Raw genomic sequence first — 17058 nt, 5'->3', positions numbered from 1 at the left:
GACTGAACCACGAAGCAGGCGGCGAGTGTGAGGACATGGAGTGTCGATGCTGCTTTCATCGCTGGTTCCGTGACAATGCCGCGATGGCGGCGGCCTAGTATCCCTTCGGCGGAACGAAGAGGCAGATGGTCCTGCTGTCGGCGGCCCCGGCCACCGAGCACCAGTGATAAACGCCGTCTGGCGAATGCTTCACCCGGCCGTCACTATAGGCGACGACCTCGCCGGTCCCCTTGATGACATAGCCTCGGGTCGCTCGCTGATGGCCTTGTCGCTGACCTGGCGGCAGTCGATGCCGGAGCAGCACGAGTGCGGGTAGCTCCAGCCCAGCGGCTTGGCGGCTGTCGGCAATGCGTCATGCGCACTGACCGGACATGAGAACAGAATCACCGGGAACATGGAGGCGGCAAGAGAAGCGCGGTGGGACGGCATTCCGCTCGAATTGCGCATTGTTTTCCTCCATGGAGGCTTTAGCCAGTACAGAGGAGAATGCGGCGGGCCGCGGCGCCAACCTATTCTACAAGGGTCTTTGTGATGCGATGCAAAGGTACAGAATACTTGCGCTTGGAGCTCATGAAACCAGTCAGGATAGGCACTGTACAGCGGCTTCTGGCGCGATGTGATGGCGATGCGCCACTTTGAAAGCGGCGGAGGGCAGGGAGACTGGAACCCCCGGTCCAACGCACCTATACCGAAGTCTAGGTCAGCCGTTCAAATCGGTAGGTCCGATCACCCTTTGCAGTGTTGCGTTGCCCGCCGCGATACAGGTACGCAAGACCTGACGTACAGACAACGGATTGGCGGGCATGGCTGGCCATCGACGAGTTCCGGCGGCCTCGCGTGAGGCGCAGGTCCTGGTTGACGTGTGACAAATGCGCGGCTGATACTGACTGCGTGAACGCGGCCTTTCGTGTCCAGCATATCTCCCCGAGGCAGGAGTCGTGGGCGTGGCAACTTCAGGGATCGCAGACAGTCCGATAACAATTTTGGTCGACGATGACGCAACGGTTCGCGACGCGTTGGAGGAGTTGCTGAATTCTGTCGGCATAGACACGATGTCGTTTTCTTCGGGCCAGGAATTACTGGACGCAAAACTGCCGGACCGCCCAGGCTGCCTCGTTCTCGATGTGCGAATGCCGGGTCTGAGCGGCCTCGATCTTCAGCATCTCCTTGCAGCCAAAGGCATACTAACGCCGATCGTATTCTTGACGGGTCATGGTGACATCGCCATGAGTGTCGAGGCGATGAAGGCGGGGGCAGTGGATTTCCTGACCAAGCCGGTGCGTGACCAGACGTTCCTCGATGCCGTGTCCACCGCTATCGCCAAGGACGTCGCGCGAAGAGCAGCATCGACCGTGTCGCGCAAGAACTTGGCCGTTTATGAGACCCTTACGCCCCGCGAGCGGGAAGTGCTGAGGCTTGTGGTCTCCGGTGCGATGAACAAGCAGATTGCATCGGATCTCGGCATCAGCGAGATCACCGTAAAGCTCCATCGGAGTAACATGATGAAGAAGATGAACGCGAGGTCCATCTCGCATCTCTTCAACATATGGCAGTCGCTTCCGGTCGACAGCCGGTGAGCGGCTGCGGGAGAGGACAGGTGTTCAATCAGACGTTGGGCTCCGTAACTGACTTGGAAAACGACCGCGATAGGGAGCGGGGACACAGAGGCGGTCGCTAGAGGTCTGAAATGGAGCTGACGTCAACGAAACAGCGCCGCGCCGTGGCATTGGCGATCGGAGCTGCGAGCGTTTTGCTGGCATGGTTCGTCAATGAGCCATACGTTCTGCTGGTCGCAGTTGCAGTCATATGCATCTGCATCGGCTGGGAGGCCGGCTTGGTGGCCGTTACCGCCGCCGGTCTGCTTTCATCCGTGATCCTGTTTTCGCTGGAATCGGGGGCCACAAGCGGCGTGGTCCGTTTGACGGTATTTGTCGTGGCGGCGTCAGCCCTATGGTTCGTGATAACGATTTTCAGGACCATGAGCTTCTATGACCGGGTCTACCATGACACTGGACCGAGCATCGCCGATATTCCGAGCCTCGGATGGTCGGCCTCTCCGGAAGGCCGCCTTCGCGTGGTCAATCCTGCGGCGCTCGAGTATGTAGGTGTGACAGCCGATGAGATGCGCCGGATCATGGATGGCGATGATTATCATTGGACACAGTTCATCCATCCGGACGATGTCGAGGCGAGCATGGCGCGTTGGCGTCACAGCTTACAGACGGGCGAGCCTGTGATCGACGAGCATCGTTTGCGTCGGTTCGATGGGACATATCGATGGTTTCGCGACACCGGGATTGCTTCGCGTGATGAGCACGGAACGATCACCGGCTGGCATGGCCACACGACGGATATCGACGATCAGAAGAAGGCCGAAGCTGCGTTGCGTGAGCGCGAGCGCGAACTGCGCCTGCTGGTCGATACAGTTCCCACCATGATCTGGCTGATGACGCCGGCAGGAGTACCGTACTATTTCAACAGACGGTTCGTAGATTGGGCGGGCATCAACTCGATTAAGGAGGAACCGCGAGGCACGCGGCAATTCGCCCCGCATGTAGAGTTGTTCCATCCAGATGACCGGGCGGCCGTCAAGGCTGTGTTCGAGAAGTCCTTTGCCCGTGGAGAGCCACTCCAGCACAAAGGTCGGCTGTGCCGGAAGGATGGCGAATATCGCTGGATTGATTCGCGGTTCGAACCGCTACGCGACGAAGACGGCACTATCCTTCGCTGGTACGGCGTCAACTTCGACATCGACGATGAGGTTCGCGCCCAAGAATCCCTGCGTCTGGCGGACGAACGGCTCGCGCGCGCCTTGCGCGCAGCCAGCCTGTCCGAACTATCCGTGTCCATTGCGCACGAACTCAACCAGCCGCTCCAGGCGGTCGTGGCCAACACCGGCGCCTTCCAGAGATGGCTGAACGCTGATCCGCCAAATTTCAATCACGCCAGCCGTGTCGCCCAAAAAATCATCAGAAACGCCGACGCGGCGGCACAGGTGATCACCCGCATCCGGGCCCTGTTCAACAAGACGGAAGGCGAACCGCAAGCGATCGATCTGAACGCGGTGATCCGCGAAGTGTGTGATCTCCTGGCCGACAGGCTCGCATCGAGTGGCGTCAAGCTGGAACTTCACCTCGATCCCCGCCTTCCCGCGACGGTCGCCGATCATGTCCAGATGGAGCAAGTCGTTCTCAACATCGTCCGCAACGGCATTGAAGCGATGCAGGAAGTCGACAGCAATGTGCGATGCCTCCGAATCGTTTCGCGGTCTCAGAACGACGGAACAGTTGAAGTCGAAGTGCGAGATAGCGGCCGCGGACTTAGCGATCCAGAACGGATTTTCGAAGCGTTCTACACAACCAAGCCGGATGGAATGGGGATGGGTCTGGCAATCTGCCATTCGATTGTCGAGGCGCACCGCGGACGGCTTTGGGCGGAAAATGCCGAGACCGGTGGAGCATCCATAACTTTCAGCCTCCCCGTTGCCGTTGCCGACTCGGCCCAGACGCCCAGCACGACTATAGGCGCCTGAGTGGCCGCTTCAGAGATTGATCCGGGAATCGGCCATCGACTGTCCGATCTCGATGAGCGTGCTGATTAGAATGTACAAAATTCCAAAGACGATTGCGACCCCCAGCACTGCCGGAAGATCGGCGCTGGCAAAAGCCTGGACCGTGTAAAAACCCAGACCAGGCCACCCGAAAACGCGCTCGACGACAAGCAAATTGCCGAAGAGAATGGGAACCTGCAATCTGAGCATGGACAGTGGGGCCGTGGCGGCATTGCGCAAACCGTGGCGCAACAGCACCTTTATCTCGCTGAGACCCTTGCCACGCGCGGTCCGGATGTATGGCTGCCTCATCACCTCGTGAAGCGCACCGTTCAGGCTTCGCCCAACCGCGACGCCGATTGGCAAGGCCAGCGCAAGCGCCGGCAAGATCATGTGCAGCAGCGCGTCGATGCTGACTTCGGGCCGGCCCACCAGTAGTCCGTCGATGACGTAAAGTCCCGTTGGGCCTGCGAAGTCGCGGTAGGCAAGCCGACCCGCTCCGGGAAGCCAATCGAGACGGAACCAAAAAAAGTAAGCGAGAAGCAAGGCCGACAGAAAGATCGGCGTTGAGCCTATCCCCACTATTGCGAACCTTATCCCGCCAGATCCCGGAATCAGGAACTGAAGCGCCGCCATGACGCCGGCGAGCGCCACTCCCAGAACGATCGACGCCAGTCCAAGTTCAAGCGTAGCGGGAAGATATTCCCGTATGTCGTCAAACACCGGCTGTCGCGTCCTTACCGACGTCCCCAGATCCGCATGCGAGAGGCGCAATAGAAAGCGCCCGTACTGAACAAGGACCGGGTCGTCCAGTCCGAGGTGCTCACGCATCGCTTCGACCGTTTGCGGTGGAGCGCTGGGCCCGGCAATGGCCCGCGCCGGATCGGCGGGAATAATGCTTTGGAGACCGAAAACAATGAAGCTCATCACCAGGAGAACGACGACGGCGCCGACGATGCTTTTGGTGAGATATGCCAGCACTACGCCCCCCTCAGCGCGGCGCGAATGCCGTCGCCCGCAAGGTTGGCGAGGAGACAGAGGAGAAAGATGATCGCCGCCGGCAGGATCGGCAGCCACCAATGGACCGTGAGACTGTCGAGGCTGCGCGCCGTCATCGCTCCGAGCTCAGGCGCCGGTGCTGGCAATCCAAGGCCAAGGAACGACATCAGCGACAAAGTCATGACGATGTTGGCCACATCCAGCGATGCCCCGATGAGCAAGGCTGGGACCACTCCCGGCAACAAGTAACGCAACAGCAGGCGTGGACCGCTGACCCCGGCAATACGCGCCGCCTCGACATGTGGACGGGCCTTCAGGCGACGGATTTCATCACGGGATATGCGCGCATACCAGGGCCACCAGACAATGGCGATCGCGATCATCGTGTTGCCGAGCCCGGGGCCAAGGGAAGCCACGACAGCGAGCGCGATGAGCGTTGCCGGAAGAACCAAGAACAGGTCGACGATCCGCTGGATCACCAGATCGACCTTGTCGCCTACCAGGCCCGAAATCAGTCCGACCAAGGTGCCCACGGTGAGACTGAAGCCGATAACGGCAAGCGCTGGCAGCCACGTATATTGAGCGCCGAGGATGACGCGCGAGAACAGGTCGCGGCCGATTTCGTCGGTGCCGAACCAATGTCCTGCCGAAGGCGGCAGGTAGGCTCCGGCGACGCGCAGCTGCGGGTCGAACGGCGTAATCCAGGGCGCCAGCACGGCCACAACGGTGACGACAGGCACCCCGATGATACCGACGCTTTCAAGCCAGCCGGCCCGCCGGAAGAAATCGCGCCAGTTGAATCGACGCCGCGCAGGCAGCGTGTCCGGGCTTGGCCCTCCGGTCATCGTCCGTGTCCCGGCTGAAGGGACGGCATCGCCGCGACGAGAGATCGCGTGTAGGAGGACTGCGGTGCGGCAACGATGGCATCGGGATCCGCAATCTCAACCAGTTGGCCGTCCTTCAGCACGGCAACACGGTCGGCGATGATCCTGGCGGCCGCTAGATCGTGGGTGACGAACAGCATGGCCATGTCGAGCCGCCGCCTAAGGTCGCTAAGAAGATTCAAGGTGGTGGCCGCCAGCGACACGTCCATGGCGCTGATTGGCTCATCGCATAGCAAAAGCCTTGGGGGGACGATCACTGCGCGAGCCAAAACCGCGCGCTGGCATTGACCCACCGATATCTCGGCGGGCAGCGCGTCCATCAGGACCGGGTCGAGGCCGACCAGCTTCATGGCCTCCCCGACGCGACGGCGGCCGTAATCGCTGTCCGGTGAAATGGCCCGCAGGCGCTCGCCGATCTGCTCGCCGATCGTGAGCCACGGCGTCAGCGCCGCCACGGGGTCTTGAAATACGACTTGCGGAGGAAGCTTGTCGAAGCGTGTGACAGTGCCGCTCTCGGGGACCACAAGCCCGGCAGCAATCCTCAGGAGGGTAGACTTGCCGGCGCCACTCTCGCCCACCAGGGCCACGCACTCGCCAAGCTTGATCGAGAGGGTGACCGACCTGAGAACAGGCTGCGGTTGACGCCGTCCCCAAAACGATCTGGCGCCAGTCGGGAATGTTTTTCCGATGTTAGACAGCCTCAAGGCGGCGGTTTCCTGGATTGCCTGGGCCGGCCATGATTTCGCACCAGCGCGCTGCGTTGTGAGAATTGCGGTTTGCTCGTGATGAAGGCAGGCGACTGCGCCACCATGGACAGAAGCAGGCTCCAGCGGTGGGCGGATCGCCGTGCAATCCGGCTGGGCGATCGGGCAACGTTTCGCGTAGGCGCAGGCGTTTTCAACATTTATGGAGGGCGTGTGCTCGGACGGGAGCGTGGGAAGCGGGCGCAGTCGATCGGAGTCCAGATCGAATCGAGCGGCGAGCAGGCCGGCGGAATAGGGATGCGCGGCATTGCGGGCCACATCCTGCGTGCGGCCCATTTCAACGATGCGTCCGGCATAGAGAACGAGGACGCGGTCGGCCAGTGATGCCGCCACGGTTAGATCGTGCGTAACGAACAGAATTGCCGTCTGCTGATCGCGGGCAAGATCGCGCAACAGGTCGAGAATCTGCGCCTGGATGATGACGTCGAGCGCGGTGGTAGGTTCATCGGCGATGAGAAGCTTCGGTCTTGCCATCATCGCCATGGCAATAAGCACTCGCTGACGCTGCCCCCCCGACAGGCGATGCGGAAGCGCATCGGCGATGCGTTCCGGATCAGGCAGGCCGGTTCGGCTGAGCCAGTCTTCGATCGATCTCTCGGAGCCCCCATTGGATTCGCGCATCTGGCGGCGGATCGTCATGGTGGGATTGAGCGCACCCATCGGATCTTGCGAGATGGCGCGGACGAGGTGGCGGCGGGCCGCCTGCCAAGTATGCCTTCCCGCGCCGACAAGCTCGATCCCCGCAAGCCGGATCGAGCCTGCCACCTGCGGAAGGTATTCGCGCGGCAGGAGCCCCTGAAGCGTCAACCCGATGCTTGTCTTGCCGGAACCGCTTTCCCCGACCAGCGCGGTGATCTCGCCCGGAAACATGTCGAAACTGATGCTATCGAGGATGCGGGAGGGATGGCCTTCGCGGCTAAGAATGACCGACAGGTCTTTGACCGCGAGGACGGGCTCGGTCACGGATTCGGACATTCGGTGCGAAAGCTTGACCATAAGGGACGAGCCTGGCCTGGTTCTGGAATTCAGGGTCCCCAGCGAACGGTGGCGAAGTCGATGTTGCCGGGTGGGTTCACGGGACGGAGTCCAAGGTCCTTCAGACCCTTGGCGTGGACAACCACATCGTTAACGTCGACGAGCGGGATGACGATGCCGGCATCGAAATACATGTGCCCCGCTCTCTCGTAGAGAGCGTCGCGTTCCTTGACGTCGGTCAACTGCCCGGCCTGGTCCACGACGGCATCGGCTTGCGGCAGCACCTGCCCAAAAAAGTTGAGGGAACCGTTCTTGGTGAAGAAAGCCTTGGCCTGGCTCTCCGGATGAGCGGCGTCCGGTCCCGCGATCGTGAGTAGCAAATCGGGAGGGTTTGGGTCGTCTTTCAGGGTGTAAGCAGCGCCTGCGGGCAGCACGTAAGCAGTTGCCTTTACGCCGATCGACGCCAGTTGCGCTATCATCAGGTCGGCGATGCGGCCATAGCTTGGGGCCGCGCTGTACAGACCAATGGTCAAGTTGACCGCGCCATGTCTGGCGATCGCATCTTTCGCTGCCTCGAAGTCGGTCGGAAACCGGATCGGATTCACTGGGTCGAGCATCACGTTCGGATAAACCGACCTCGACAAGCTTGCGAACTCTCCAAAGGCGTCCTTGATCCACAGCGCCGGGTTGATCGCTGTCAAAACGGCCTTGCGGACCTCCGCATCGTCGAGTTGCGAGTTCGGCTTAACGAAGAGATAATACGGTATCATGCTCGGGGCGGCGGTGATCTCCAGACCCCCCGGCAGGCTGGTGAGTTGCGCGAACGGATAGTCGATCGGCACGGCATCGATTGTACCAGCCTGCAATTGAAGTATCTGCTGGCTGATATCGGGCACGACCGCAATCTGGATCTGCCGGAAGAACGGTTTGTCGCCCCAGTAGTCGTCGTTGCGCTCGAGCACATAGCGCTGACCGCGTTTGAATTCAGCCAGTTTGAATGGACCCGTTCCGGCCGCATGCTCATTGAGCCAGGTCGTCGCGAAATCGCGGTTGTCATGCTCGGCGAGCGCTACCGGACTGATGATCTTAGGCCCCCACGGACTGGAAAGGGTATCAAGGAACGACGGCTGAGGATGACCCAACGTGAGCACGACCGTCGATTCGTCGGGCGCCCTCATGTCCTTCACGTTGGCCAGGAAGTAGCTCAGCATAAGTCCACCATCGCGGCGGCGCTCGAACGACCGTATGACCGCCGCCGCATTGAATGGCGTGCCATCATGGAACTTGACACCGTCGACCAGGTGAAAGGTGTAGGTCAGTCCGTCGTCCGAGATCTCCCAACTCTTGGCGAGCAGACCAACAATCCTGGTCGAATCCGGCTCGTAGTCGACGAGCCCTTCATAGACATTGTTGATTGCGCTGATCCCGCCGACCTCGAACCCGTTGTCCGGATCGAAAGTGCCGATATCTGCCACGTAAGGTACGCGCAGCACCTCTTGCGCGTAGACTGGCGCAATCAGGACCAGCAAACCGAGAGCGAATCCCAGCATGCGCAGTCCGAAGCTGGGTTTGTAAGATCGTTCGGTCCGGTATGCGTCGATCTCCATCGAGGATTCCCGTTGGCCTGGTACTTCACTTGGGACTGCGGGAAGGCCACCCGCAGTCAATTCCTGGCCAACGAGGCATTCCACGCTCATGTCCAACTCATCGTCACCCGATGCCATCAAGGTCTTCTTGCGGCGCTTGGCATCGATGCGAATACCCGGACATTTTCGCCAACGCTACCTCAGCCCGCTGATCGCGGTCTATGAGCATCAAGCAGAGGTCACCCTATCCCCAGGGTATAGATCGTGGCACCCTCGGACTGGTATGTGAACGCTTGCAGACGCGCATCCGCTAAAGAACGCGCTTGCAACCGACTAAGCCTGACGGGAAAGCTGGCTGCTGCCCCGCCACGCGCGTGGAGTGCTGACGGGACTGCCTATGTGTCGGTGGTCGAGTCGTAGCCGCGCTCCGGCGTGCCTCAAAAAGTCGCGGCGAACACAAAAATGCGGATGGGCGCCCCGTGCGACGAGAACTTGCCGGACCGGTATGCTCGCAATAGTGTCCGAGCAGGCCGGCAAGCTGCTGGCATTATGAGGCGGGCTGGTGGCTTTTGACTTGCGCCATCCCATCCCAGCGGCGCCGGGCTTAGCCGTCGCACCCGACCGAGCAGAGCGTCCTAGAGGGAGGTCATAGTCTCCCATACTTCGGCATCGTCCAACCGATCCTACCGTTTGATAGGCTGGTGCCGCGGGTTCCACGAACATTGGCTGCATCGGACGGCGGCCCTTGCCGGTTTGGCAGGGGGTGCGTCCAGCCACCCCCTTGAATCTTCCGACCACCCCGGAGGCGTCGATGAGCACCGTCTCTTTCCTCAACATCGGCATGCACGGCTACATTAACCCGACGCTCGCGGTCGTGGCAGAGCTCGCCCGGCGCGGTCACACGGTGACCTATCACACCTCCCCTGCGTTTGCGGCCCAGATTGAGACCGCTGGTGCGAAGGTCTACCTCTACTCCGGGGGCGACCTGCCCTTGCCGGATCCGCCGATCCCCCTCGCGATGCTGGAAGAACTCGCTCGGACCGCCCTCGGCCTGTTGCCCGGCGTGCTCTCGGATTTCCGCGCCATACGGCCCGACCTGATCGTGCATGGGGCGGCCTGTCCATGGGGCGCGGTGGCCGCGCGTGAGCTCGGTGTGCCGGCGGCCGCCACGTTCACCACGTTCGCCTTCAACGGGCAGGTGCCCAGCCCCACCCGCCTCTCCCGTGACTTGGTGGCCGCCGCAGCCGCCCGCCCTCGCATCGGCTGGAGCTACGTTTGCGCGCGCTGGGCCCTGCACCGCGGCTACGACACCGGCGGGCTGCCCCTGATCGACCTGATGAACGCCCGCGAGCCGCTGAACCTGGTCTTCACATCCAGCGCGTTCCAGCCTGGAGCCGACGCATTCGACCCCTCGTACCGGTTCGTCGGGGCGAGCGTCGGATCCCGCCTGACCGATCCGGGATTCGACGCCGCCCGGCTGGAGGACCCCGTGCTGTACGCTTCGCTGGGCACGGTGTTCGATGGGGGCCCCGCCCTGCTGCGGACCTTCGCGACCGCGCTGGCACCGCTGGGCGGCACCGTTGTCGTCTCGACCGGGTCCACGGAACCGGCAGACCTGGGTCCGCTGCCAGCCAACGTGCTGGCCCGCCAATCCGTGCCGCAGCTCCAGGTGCTGGACCGGGCGGCGCTCTTCGTGACCCACGGCGGCATGAACAGTGTCAACGAGGCGATGCGGACCGGGGTGCCGACACTCGTCGTGCCACAGGGGGCGGACCAGCCAATGGTGGCGCGGCGGGTTGTAGAGCTCGGTGCCGGCCTCGAGCTCCGCACGGACGACGCCACTGCAGAGACGGTGCAGGCGCTCGCCCTGACTCTGCTGGACGAGCCGCGCTTCCGCGAGGCGGCAGCCGCACAGGGCGCCGCACAAAAGCAGGCCGGCGGCGCCCGGCGTGCCGCCGACGAGCTCGAGCGGTATCTCGACGACGTGCTCGGAGGCATCGCGACCGATCGAGCACAGGGGCGCTGAACCATGTCGACGACGGTCGCCGTACTACTGGTCCTCGCCGGGCTTTCCGAGAGTGCCGGGCGGGTGCTGCCCCTGGTGGCGCGCAGGCCCAAGCTGTCCCCGCGCCTCGTGGCTGGTCTGATGGTGACCGGCACCGTCGTCGAGGGCACGGTGATCGCGCTGTGGCCCCTTGCCATATGGACCGTCGCCGACTTGGTGCAGCCGGTCGTGGCGCCTGACGCGGCCCCGCTGCCCAGCACGACCGGGCTGGCCTGGACACCCGCCCTGGTCGCCCCGCTGCTCCTGGCCGCCGTCCTCGCGTTCCCGCTCCTCGGGCCGTTCCTGCACATGCTGCTTATGGCCGGTGTCGGAGCAGGGCTGGCCGGCCCGCTCGCCGCGGCGTCGGGACTGGGCTGGTGGACCGCGGTCGGGTGCATCGCGGTTGCGGGGATCGGGCTCGCGGTCACGGTCGAGGTTGTCCGGCGGCTGATCGCCAGGATCATCGCCGGCGCGCGGGAGCGGGAGTCGATCGTGTGAGCGAGCTCCTCCTGCTCGTCGCCCTCTTGGCGCTCGGCCCTTTCCTGCTCGCCGAGGGCCTGCTCGCCCGCTACGAACTCATGGTCTATACCATCGGCCGGCGTGCACCGGCCGCCACGCTCCCACCGGAGGTGCCCTACGCCAGGGGGGCCGATCCAGGGCGGCCGCCGGACGCGTACGTGGTCTACCTGGACGGGATCGGCAAGCGCCGCTTCACCGATACGCGCGATGGCGGCCAGCTCGTCAAGGCCATCATCGCCGGAGCACCGGAGTTGCGCGTGCTGGGCCAGGTCCAGCCCTACTCGCCCCTGGCGGACCCGCTCGTAGGGCGCCCGGTGTGGGATTGGCTACGGCGGCACGTCGGCATCACGCTGTTCCTGCACAACGTCATGCAGACCTTTGTGGCCGCCGATCGCCGATACCGCCCGCTGTACAACCGAGCAGTGGGTGCCCAGATCGCCGACCAGCTCCGGCTCGCAGGCTACGAGCCCGCCAGCGGCATACCGGTCGTCCTGCTCTGCTACAGCGGTGGCGCCCAGGTGGCCACCGGCGCGGTCGAAGAGCTGTTCGCCCAGCTCCGCACTCCGCTGTTGCTGATCACGCTCGGCGGTTTCCACAACGGCGCCAACGACCTCACGCATGCGCGCCACCTGTACCGGCTCACCAGCGCGAACGACTGGATCGAGCGGGTGGGCATCGGACTCTTCCCCCAGCGTTGGCGCCTGTGGCGGCGCAGCCCTTGGAACCGGGCCCTGGACGCAGGGAAGATCACGGTGTGTTCGCTCGACCCGGCAACGCACGTCGGCCCGCAGAGCTACATCAGCCCTACGGCGCGGCTCGTCGACGGGCGCAGCTATCTCGATCGCGCTACCGAGATCGTGATTGAGATCATCCGGCGCGACTGCACAACGAAAATGCTCGGAGGGAGATAAAGCTACGAACCGAGGCTGACACCTTCCTCGACGAGAGCTTGGTTGGGCCCACCATTTTTCTTTGTTATCAAAAGGTTATAATGGGTGCTGCCAAGCCGATTTGGCAGCATTTGGCAGCGCGCCGGCAGCAACGAAAAAGGGCGGCTCGCGCCGCCCCGGTTTCTTTGCTGACGATCCGCAGCGGCGGCGGCGCTGCCGCCGGCGATCATGGTAAGCCTCAAGCCGCTTTGTGCCCTCGACGGCATGCCCAGCGTCGCGATCGCCTCGACGGTCACTTCGTTGTGATGGCGTCTGGCACGAACCGATCGGTCCCCTAGCTTGGTGCTGATCCGATCACCCTAGTTTTGGTAACCGCTGTAACAAATCCGGATGTACAGCATGGCAGAATTGAGCCGCAGTCAAGTTCCGGGATCCACGAGATCGGGCATCTCTCGTCGGACGTTCCTGAAGCACGGTGGCACCTCGGCCGTAGGGGCGGCGTTGCTGGAAGCAGGGGCAGCGCAGGCAGCCGTTGATGGTTCTATGCAGGACGATGCCAACGAAGTGCTTGGCCCTGGTCTGATCCCGATCGATCTCACGATAAATGGACGACGGGTCCCGGTGCAGGCGGAAACCGCCACCACGCTGGTCGACTCGTCCGCAATCACCTCGGCCTGACCGGCACCAAAATCGGCTGCGATCGCGGAGCCTGTTCCGCCTGCACGGTCTGGCTCGACGGTCAGCCTGCCAGCAGTTGCATGACGCTGGCGCTCGACGCCCGGGGCAGGAACATCACCACGATCGAGGGGCTGGCCGAGGGCGGCAAGCTTCATCCGGTGCAGCAGGCGTTCATCGAGCATGACGCCCTTCAATGCGGATTCTGCACGCCCGGAATGGTAATGAGTTGCGCAGCGCTCATAGATCGTAAACCCGACGCCGGCATCGACGAAGTGAAGGCCGCGATAAGCGGTCACCTGTGCCGCTGCGGCACCTATCCGAACATCTTTGCGGCAGTGCTCGCCGTCGCCGGCGAGAATCGGAGGAGGGGCACCTGATGGCTACCGAAAATCAGGCACGGGCCGACCGGCCTTCGTTACGGTCCCAGTCCTTGCTCTACGGTATCGTCGGGCAGGAGATGAGGCAGGTGACTCGGCAGGTGCCGGACGATGAGCCGCCGCAGTTGCCAGTGAACGCCGAACTGCGCTCCATCGGCAAGTCGATCCCGCGGCTCGATGCCGTGCAGAAGGTGACGGGCGCGGCGAAATACACATTCGACGTGCAACTGCCGGGAATGCTCTACGCACGGCAGATCGTCTGCCCATGGCCGCATGCCAGGGTGATCTCGATCGACACCTCGGCGGCGGAGCGTCACCCCGGCGTCCGTGCTGTACATGTGCTCGAGACACTGCTGCAATCCGCCAGGCCTCGCGATCCGGAGGCCGAGGCCCGCAACAAATACCCGACGGTCCGCTTCGCCGGCCAGACCGTTGCCGCGGTCGCCGCCGAGACGCAGCGGATCGCCGACCAGGCGGCGAAGCTCGTCAAGGTCGAATACGAGCGCTTGCCGCATGTCACTGACCTCGATGCGGCAATGGACGATGAGGCACCGATCGTCTTTCCAGGACCGGTCGAGCAGCCATCAACGGCCGGCGGCGGCGGCGCACCGGAAGGCTTGCCGCAGAAGGGCAATGTGCGCGGTCCCAACTTCGGCATGCCGGGTATGACGCCCACGGGCGATATCGACCAGGGCCTGGCGGAGGCGGACGTGATCGTCGAGGCCGAATATCGCACGCAGGTTCAGACTCATGTGCCGATGGAGACACATGGCATCGTCGCGGATTGGCAGGATGACGGGCTGACCATTTATGCCTCCACGCAGCACACGCACAGCGTGCGCGATGAGGCCGCCGAATATTTCGATCTGCCCAAGAGCAAGATCCGGGTAATCAGCGACTTCACCGGCGGCGGGTTCGGCGCCAAATATGGGATCAACAATTTCGGCCTCCTCGCCATTCATTTGTCGCAAAAGGCCGGCGCGCCCGTGCGCATGATGCTGGACCGCCGTGAAGAGCATGTTTCGGCGGGCAATCGACCCAACAGCTTGCAGCGCGTACGGATCGGCGCCAAACAAGATGGCACCCTTACCGCCATCGACGTCATAAGCTGGGGCACCGGCGGCATCGCTGGGGGCGCCGGCATAGGCTTCTGCTACAATGCGCTATATCCGTGCCCGAACATGCGCACCGAGCAGACGTGTTCACGAATGCCGGCCCGTGCGCGGCCTTCCGCGCACCCGGACAGGTGCAGGGCATCTTCTCGCTCGAGCAGGCGATGGACGAACTCGCGGATCGGCTGCAACTCGACCCGCTGATCCTGCGCGATCGCATCGACACAAAGCCCACCGACGACATGCTTGCACGGGCACATGAACGCAAGGTCGCGGCCGAGCGGTTCGGCTGGAGCCGCCGGCGTCCGCCGAACGCCGACGCCGGGCCGATCAAGCGGGGGATCGGCATGGCGCAGGCGCAGTGGGTGTATGTCGTCAGCCCTCCGACGACGGTGGAGGTGCGGGTCGCCGATGACGGGTCGGTCTCCGTCTACAACAGCACGCAGGATGTCGGCACCGGCACGCGGACTGTGCTTGCCCAGGTGGTTGCGGAGGAGTTCGGCCTTAATGCCGAGGACATCGGCGTCTTTATCGGCGACACGCGGTTCCCGTGGGGACCGCCGTCCGGCGGAAGCCGGGTGACTGCGTCGGTGACCGCGCCTGCCCGCAATGCGGCCTATGCGGCGGCACGCGACCTGGCCTCGCGCCTCGCGCCGCTTTTCGACGACGCCGATCCCGATGACATTTTCTTCGCCGACGGCAAGGTGGGCGTCCGCGGCAAGGAGGGAGCCGCAAGGCCGCTCAAGGATGCAGCCAAGGAAGCCAAATTCGGCGAAATCTCGAAACTCGCCAAGCGGCACGACGACTATGAAGATTTGCGGTGCCGGGAGAGCTCGCCATCAGCCGGCATGGGCTGGGCGGTGTCCAATTCGCCGAGGTGGCGGTCGATGTCGAGACCGGCGTGGTCAAGGTCGAGCGCATCGTCGCTGCCAGCGATTGCGGCAGGCCGATCAACCCCAAACTGGTCGAGAGCCAGGTGATCGGCGGCATCATCCAGGGTATCAGCTACGCGATCTACGAGGACCGCATCATGGACGCGGCGAGCGGCCATCAACTCAACGCCAATGTCGATCAATATAAGATGGTCGGATCACGCGAGACGCCGGCGATCGAGGTGCTGCTCATGGAGCAGATCGGGGCGCAGTCGTCGACCGACGCGCGAGGCATCGCCGAGGCAAGCAATGTGGCGACCAGCGCCGCGATCGCCAATGCATTCTACAACGCCACCGGAAAGCGGATTCGCACTTTGCCGATGAACCCGGCAAATGTGCTGGCGACGCTCAGCGCCTGAGATCGGCCAGAAGGAGTCCATCATGGCCATGAACAGCTTCGAATGGGTGGATGCCACGACGGTCGAGCAGGCAGCAGGTCTGCTTGCCGAAAGCACCGAGCAACGCCCCGTCATCGCGAAGGCGGGCGGGATCGACCTTCTGGACTTGATGAAGGAAGGGATTCTAGCGCCGATGCGACTCGTAAATCTGAAGACCATCCGCGGTCTCGACGAAGTCGACACGGAAAACGGGCTGTCGCTCGGCGCGCTTGTGACGCTGGACCGCATCGACAACGATCCACAGATCCGCGCGCGCTACTTGGCGCTGTCGGATGCTGCCGGACATGCGGCGACGCCGCAGGTCCGCAACGCCGCAACGATCGGGGGCAATCTGCTGCAGCGGCCGCGCTGCTGGTATTTTCGGCACGATCATTTTCATGGCGAAGGTGCAGATGAGATGGGGAGCAGGGGCGCTGACGAGAACCAGCATCACGCGATCTTCGACAACGACAAAAACGCGATGGTTCAAGCCTCGACGCCGGCGACGGCACTGGTCGCCTATGATGCAAGCGCCGAACTTGCCGGCGGCGCCAACGGCTCACGCGTCGTAAAGCTCTCGAATTTCTTCTTGCCACCCGAAATGCAGCGCGCTCACGATGCGAGGATCGAGACTGGCGAGGTTATGACGCGCGTGATCGTTCCGCCGCTGAACGCCGGGGCGAAGGCCGCCTACCGCAAGCAGACGGAGCGCGACAGCTACGACTGGCCAATCTGCGATGTGGCGGTGGTGCTGACGATGCATGGCCAGACAGTGCAAAATGCTTCGATCGTCATGGGATGGGTCGCACCAACGCCTCGCCGTGCCGTCGAAAGCGAACGTCTCCTAATCGGCAACAGGCTTACCGACGACTTGGCGCGACAGGCGGCACGTGCCGCGGTGGCCGGCGCTACCCCGCTGGCGAAGAACGGCTACAAGGTGCCAGTGCTGGAGACGGTTGTTCGCCGCACGATCCTGGCCGCTGCCGCGGGCTAGCGACCTGGGGGCGTCCAAAATGGGTTCGGCAACTTCGCAGCCACACGCGGCGCCGGCAGTCTGCCGACGGTTGCGCTCCAAGGGCGCACCCGGGACAGGTTACGGGAGCGGCGTCGACTTCAACGCAGGCTACAGTTCGACCGCAACATTCTGGTGTACCGCCACGGCCGGCGTCGTCGGGCCTGATGACTCCTACGTCCATCCGCACGTATGCATAAGCGATCGGATATGCTTCCTGAGTCCTTCAGAGCAGGATCAAGCTTCATGACATTGGTGGAGAAGGCGACAGGCAACTGTTGTGGGTTTGATTGACTCAACTCTGGGTAGCGAGTCGTCTCTCTGTGAGCGCCGTGACGACGGTTGGCACGCGGCTCACG

At 63.2% G+C, this 17058-nt stretch carries 16 protein-coding genes and 1 pseudogene; 11 read left to right on the top strand and 6 right to left on the bottom strand.

Going from position 1 to position 17058, the window contains the following annotated elements; all coding sequences use genetic code 11:
• Positions 1-94: 94 nt before the first annotated feature.
• A pseudogene (locus AC0L18_RS05235) lies at positions 95-396 on the bottom strand (cupin domain-containing protein).
• 542 nt (positions 397-938) lie between these two features.
• Between AC0L18_RS05235 and AC0L18_RS05230 the strand changes: the two are divergent.
• Together AC0L18_RS05230 and AC0L18_RS05225 are read left to right on the top strand one after the other, a co-directional pair.
• Positions 939-1577 (top strand): response regulator transcription factor, encoded by a 639-nt coding sequence (locus AC0L18_RS05230; protein ID WP_473490901.1) that lies wholly within the window; start codon positions 939-941, stop codon positions 1575-1577.
• A gap of 110 nt (positions 1578-1687) precedes the next feature.
• Positions 1688-3532 carry a PAS domain-containing sensor histidine kinase gene (locus AC0L18_RS05225; RefSeq protein WP_473490900.1) on the top strand — a complete coding sequence of 615 codons (1845 nt, stop codon included), beginning with the start codon at positions 1688-1690 and terminating at the stop codon, positions 3530-3532.
• Positions 3533-3541: 9 nt separating this feature from the next.
• Here the strand turns inward: AC0L18_RS05225 and AC0L18_RS05220 are convergent, their stop codons facing one another.
• Genes AC0L18_RS05220 through AC0L18_RS05205 form a run of 4 tightly spaced genes read right to left on the bottom strand, consistent with a single transcriptional unit; the run spans position 3542 to position 8779 of the window.
• On the bottom strand, positions 3542-4627 hold the full coding sequence (locus AC0L18_RS05220) for an ABC transporter permease (RefSeq protein WP_473490899.1): 1086 nt from the start codon (positions 4625-4627) through the stop codon (positions 3542-3544).
• Positions 4531-5394, bottom strand: a complete 864-nt coding sequence (locus AC0L18_RS05215; RefSeq protein WP_473490898.1) for an ABC transporter permease — start codon at positions 5392-5394, stop codon at positions 4531-4533. The genes AC0L18_RS05220 and AC0L18_RS05215 overlap by 97 nt, the downstream gene beginning before the upstream one ends.
• Positions 5391-7193, bottom strand: a complete 1803-nt coding sequence (locus tag AC0L18_RS05210; RefSeq protein WP_473490897.1) for an oligopeptide/dipeptide ABC transporter ATP-binding protein — start codon at positions 7191-7193, stop codon at positions 5391-5393. The genes AC0L18_RS05215 and AC0L18_RS05210 overlap by 4 nt, the downstream gene beginning before the upstream one ends.
• A gap of 29 nt (positions 7194-7222) precedes the next feature.
• Positions 7223-8779, bottom strand: a complete 1557-nt coding sequence (locus tag AC0L18_RS05205) for an ABC transporter substrate-binding protein (protein WP_473490896.1) — start codon at positions 8777-8779, stop codon at positions 7223-7225.
• Between the two features lie 790 nt (positions 8780-9569).
• Here AC0L18_RS05205 and AC0L18_RS05200 point away from each other — a divergent pair.
• From AC0L18_RS05200 to AC0L18_RS05190, 3 genes are read left to right on the top strand one after another with little or no spacing between them, the layout of a single operon-like run.
• Complete coding sequence (locus AC0L18_RS05200; protein WP_473490895.1) at positions 9570-10784, top strand: macrolide family glycosyltransferase; 1215 nt, start codon at positions 9570-9572, stop codon at positions 10782-10784.
• A gap of 3 nt (positions 10785-10787) precedes the next feature.
• Complete coding sequence (locus tag AC0L18_RS05195; protein WP_473490894.1) at positions 10788-11300, top strand: hypothetical protein; 513 nt, start codon at positions 10788-10790, stop codon at positions 11298-11300.
• Positions 11297-12232, top strand: a complete 936-nt coding sequence (locus tag AC0L18_RS05190) for a hypothetical protein (RefSeq protein ID WP_473490893.1) — start codon at positions 11297-11299, stop codon at positions 12230-12232. Before AC0L18_RS05195 ends, AC0L18_RS05190 begins: the two co-directional genes overlap by 4 nt.
• A gap of 2 nt (positions 12233-12234) precedes the next feature.
• On the opposite strand, the gene AC0L18_RS05185 is transcribed toward AC0L18_RS05190, so the two are convergent.
• A complete protein-coding gene (locus tag AC0L18_RS05185; RefSeq protein ID WP_473490892.1) occupies positions 12235-12441 on the bottom strand; it encodes a hypothetical protein in 207 nt (68 codons plus the stop codon).
• 169 nt (positions 12442-12610) lie between these two features.
• On the opposite strand from AC0L18_RS05185, the gene AC0L18_RS05180 reads away from it, so the two are divergent.
• The 6 genes from AC0L18_RS05180 to AC0L18_RS05155 all read left to right on the top strand — a co-directional run bounded on the left by AC0L18_RS05180 (position 12611) and on the right by AC0L18_RS05155 (position 16681).
• Positions 12611-12889 carry a hypothetical protein gene (locus AC0L18_RS05180; RefSeq protein WP_473490891.1) on the top strand — a complete coding sequence of 93 codons (279 nt, stop codon included), beginning with the start codon at positions 12611-12613 and terminating at the stop codon, positions 12887-12889.
• An 80-nt stretch (positions 12890-12969) separates the two neighbouring features.
• Positions 12970-13266 (top strand): (2Fe-2S)-binding protein, encoded by a 297-nt coding sequence (locus tag AC0L18_RS05175; RefSeq protein WP_473490890.1) that lies wholly within the window; start codon positions 12970-12972, stop codon positions 13264-13266.
• Positions 13266-14582, top strand: a complete 1317-nt coding sequence (locus AC0L18_RS05170; RefSeq protein ID WP_473490889.1) for a xanthine dehydrogenase family protein molybdopterin-binding subunit — start codon at positions 13266-13268, stop codon at positions 14580-14582. Before AC0L18_RS05175 ends, AC0L18_RS05170 begins: the two co-directional genes overlap by 1 nt.
• Positions 14465-15358: a molybdopterin cofactor-binding domain-containing protein gene (locus AC0L18_RS05165; RefSeq protein ID WP_473490888.1), complete on the top strand. Its 894-nt coding sequence runs from the start codon at positions 14465-14467 to the stop codon at positions 15356-15358. The genes AC0L18_RS05170 and AC0L18_RS05165 overlap by 118 nt, the downstream gene beginning before the upstream one ends.
• On the top strand, positions 15280-15669 hold the full coding sequence (locus tag AC0L18_RS05160; RefSeq protein WP_473490887.1) for a molybdopterin cofactor-binding domain-containing protein: 390 nt from the start codon (positions 15280-15282) through the stop codon (positions 15667-15669). Before AC0L18_RS05165 ends, AC0L18_RS05160 begins: the two co-directional genes overlap by 79 nt.
• A 22-nt stretch (positions 15670-15691) precedes the next feature.
• Positions 15692-16681 carry an FAD binding domain-containing protein gene (locus AC0L18_RS05155; RefSeq protein WP_473490886.1) on the top strand — a complete coding sequence of 330 codons (990 nt, stop codon included), beginning with the start codon at positions 15692-15694 and terminating at the stop codon, positions 16679-16681.
• Positions 16682-17058 lie beyond the last annotated feature (377 nt).

This window comes from Mesorhizobium sp. WSM4819, assembly GCF_055811215.1.
Note: the sequence above shows the minus strand (reverse complement) of the source record. Positions and strands in the feature narration are given on the sequence as shown.

Coding starts and splice junctions, on each gene's coding strand:
- AC0L18_RS05225 (WP_473490900.1), top strand. CDS start 1,688: ATGGAGCTGACGTCAACGAAACAGCGCCGCGCCGTGGCATTGGCGATC.
- AC0L18_RS05215 (WP_473490898.1), bottom strand. CDS start 5,394: ATGACCGGAGGGCCAAGCCCGGACACGCTGCCTGCGCGGCGTCGATTC.
- AC0L18_RS05210 (WP_473490897.1), bottom strand. CDS start 7,193: ATGGTCAAGCTTTCGCACCGAATGTCCGAATCCGTGACCGAGCCCGTC.
- AC0L18_RS05205 (WP_473490896.1), bottom strand. CDS start 8,779: ATGGAGATCGACGCATACCGGACCGAACGATCTTACAAACCCAGCTTC.
- AC0L18_RS05200 (WP_473490895.1), top strand. CDS start 9,570: ATGAGCACCGTCTCTTTCCTCAACATCGGCATGCACGGCTACATTAAC.
- AC0L18_RS05195 (WP_473490894.1), top strand. CDS start 10,788: ATGTCGACGACGGTCGCCGTACTACTGGTCCTCGCCGGGCTTTCCGAG.
- AC0L18_RS05185 (WP_473490892.1), bottom strand. CDS start 12,441: ATGATCGCCGGCGGCAGCGCCGCCGCCGCTGCGGATCGTCAGCAAAGA.
- AC0L18_RS05180 (WP_473490891.1), top strand. CDS start 12,611: ATGGCAGAATTGAGCCGCAGTCAAGTTCCGGGATCCACGAGATCGGGC.
- AC0L18_RS05175 (WP_473490890.1), top strand. CDS start 12,970: ATGACGCTGGCGCTCGACGCCCGGGGCAGGAACATCACCACGATCGAG.
- AC0L18_RS05170 (WP_473490889.1), top strand. CDS start 13,266: ATGGCTACCGAAAATCAGGCACGGGCCGACCGGCCTTCGTTACGGTCC.
- AC0L18_RS05155 (WP_473490886.1), top strand. CDS start 15,692: ATGGCCATGAACAGCTTCGAATGGGTGGATGCCACGACGGTCGAGCAG.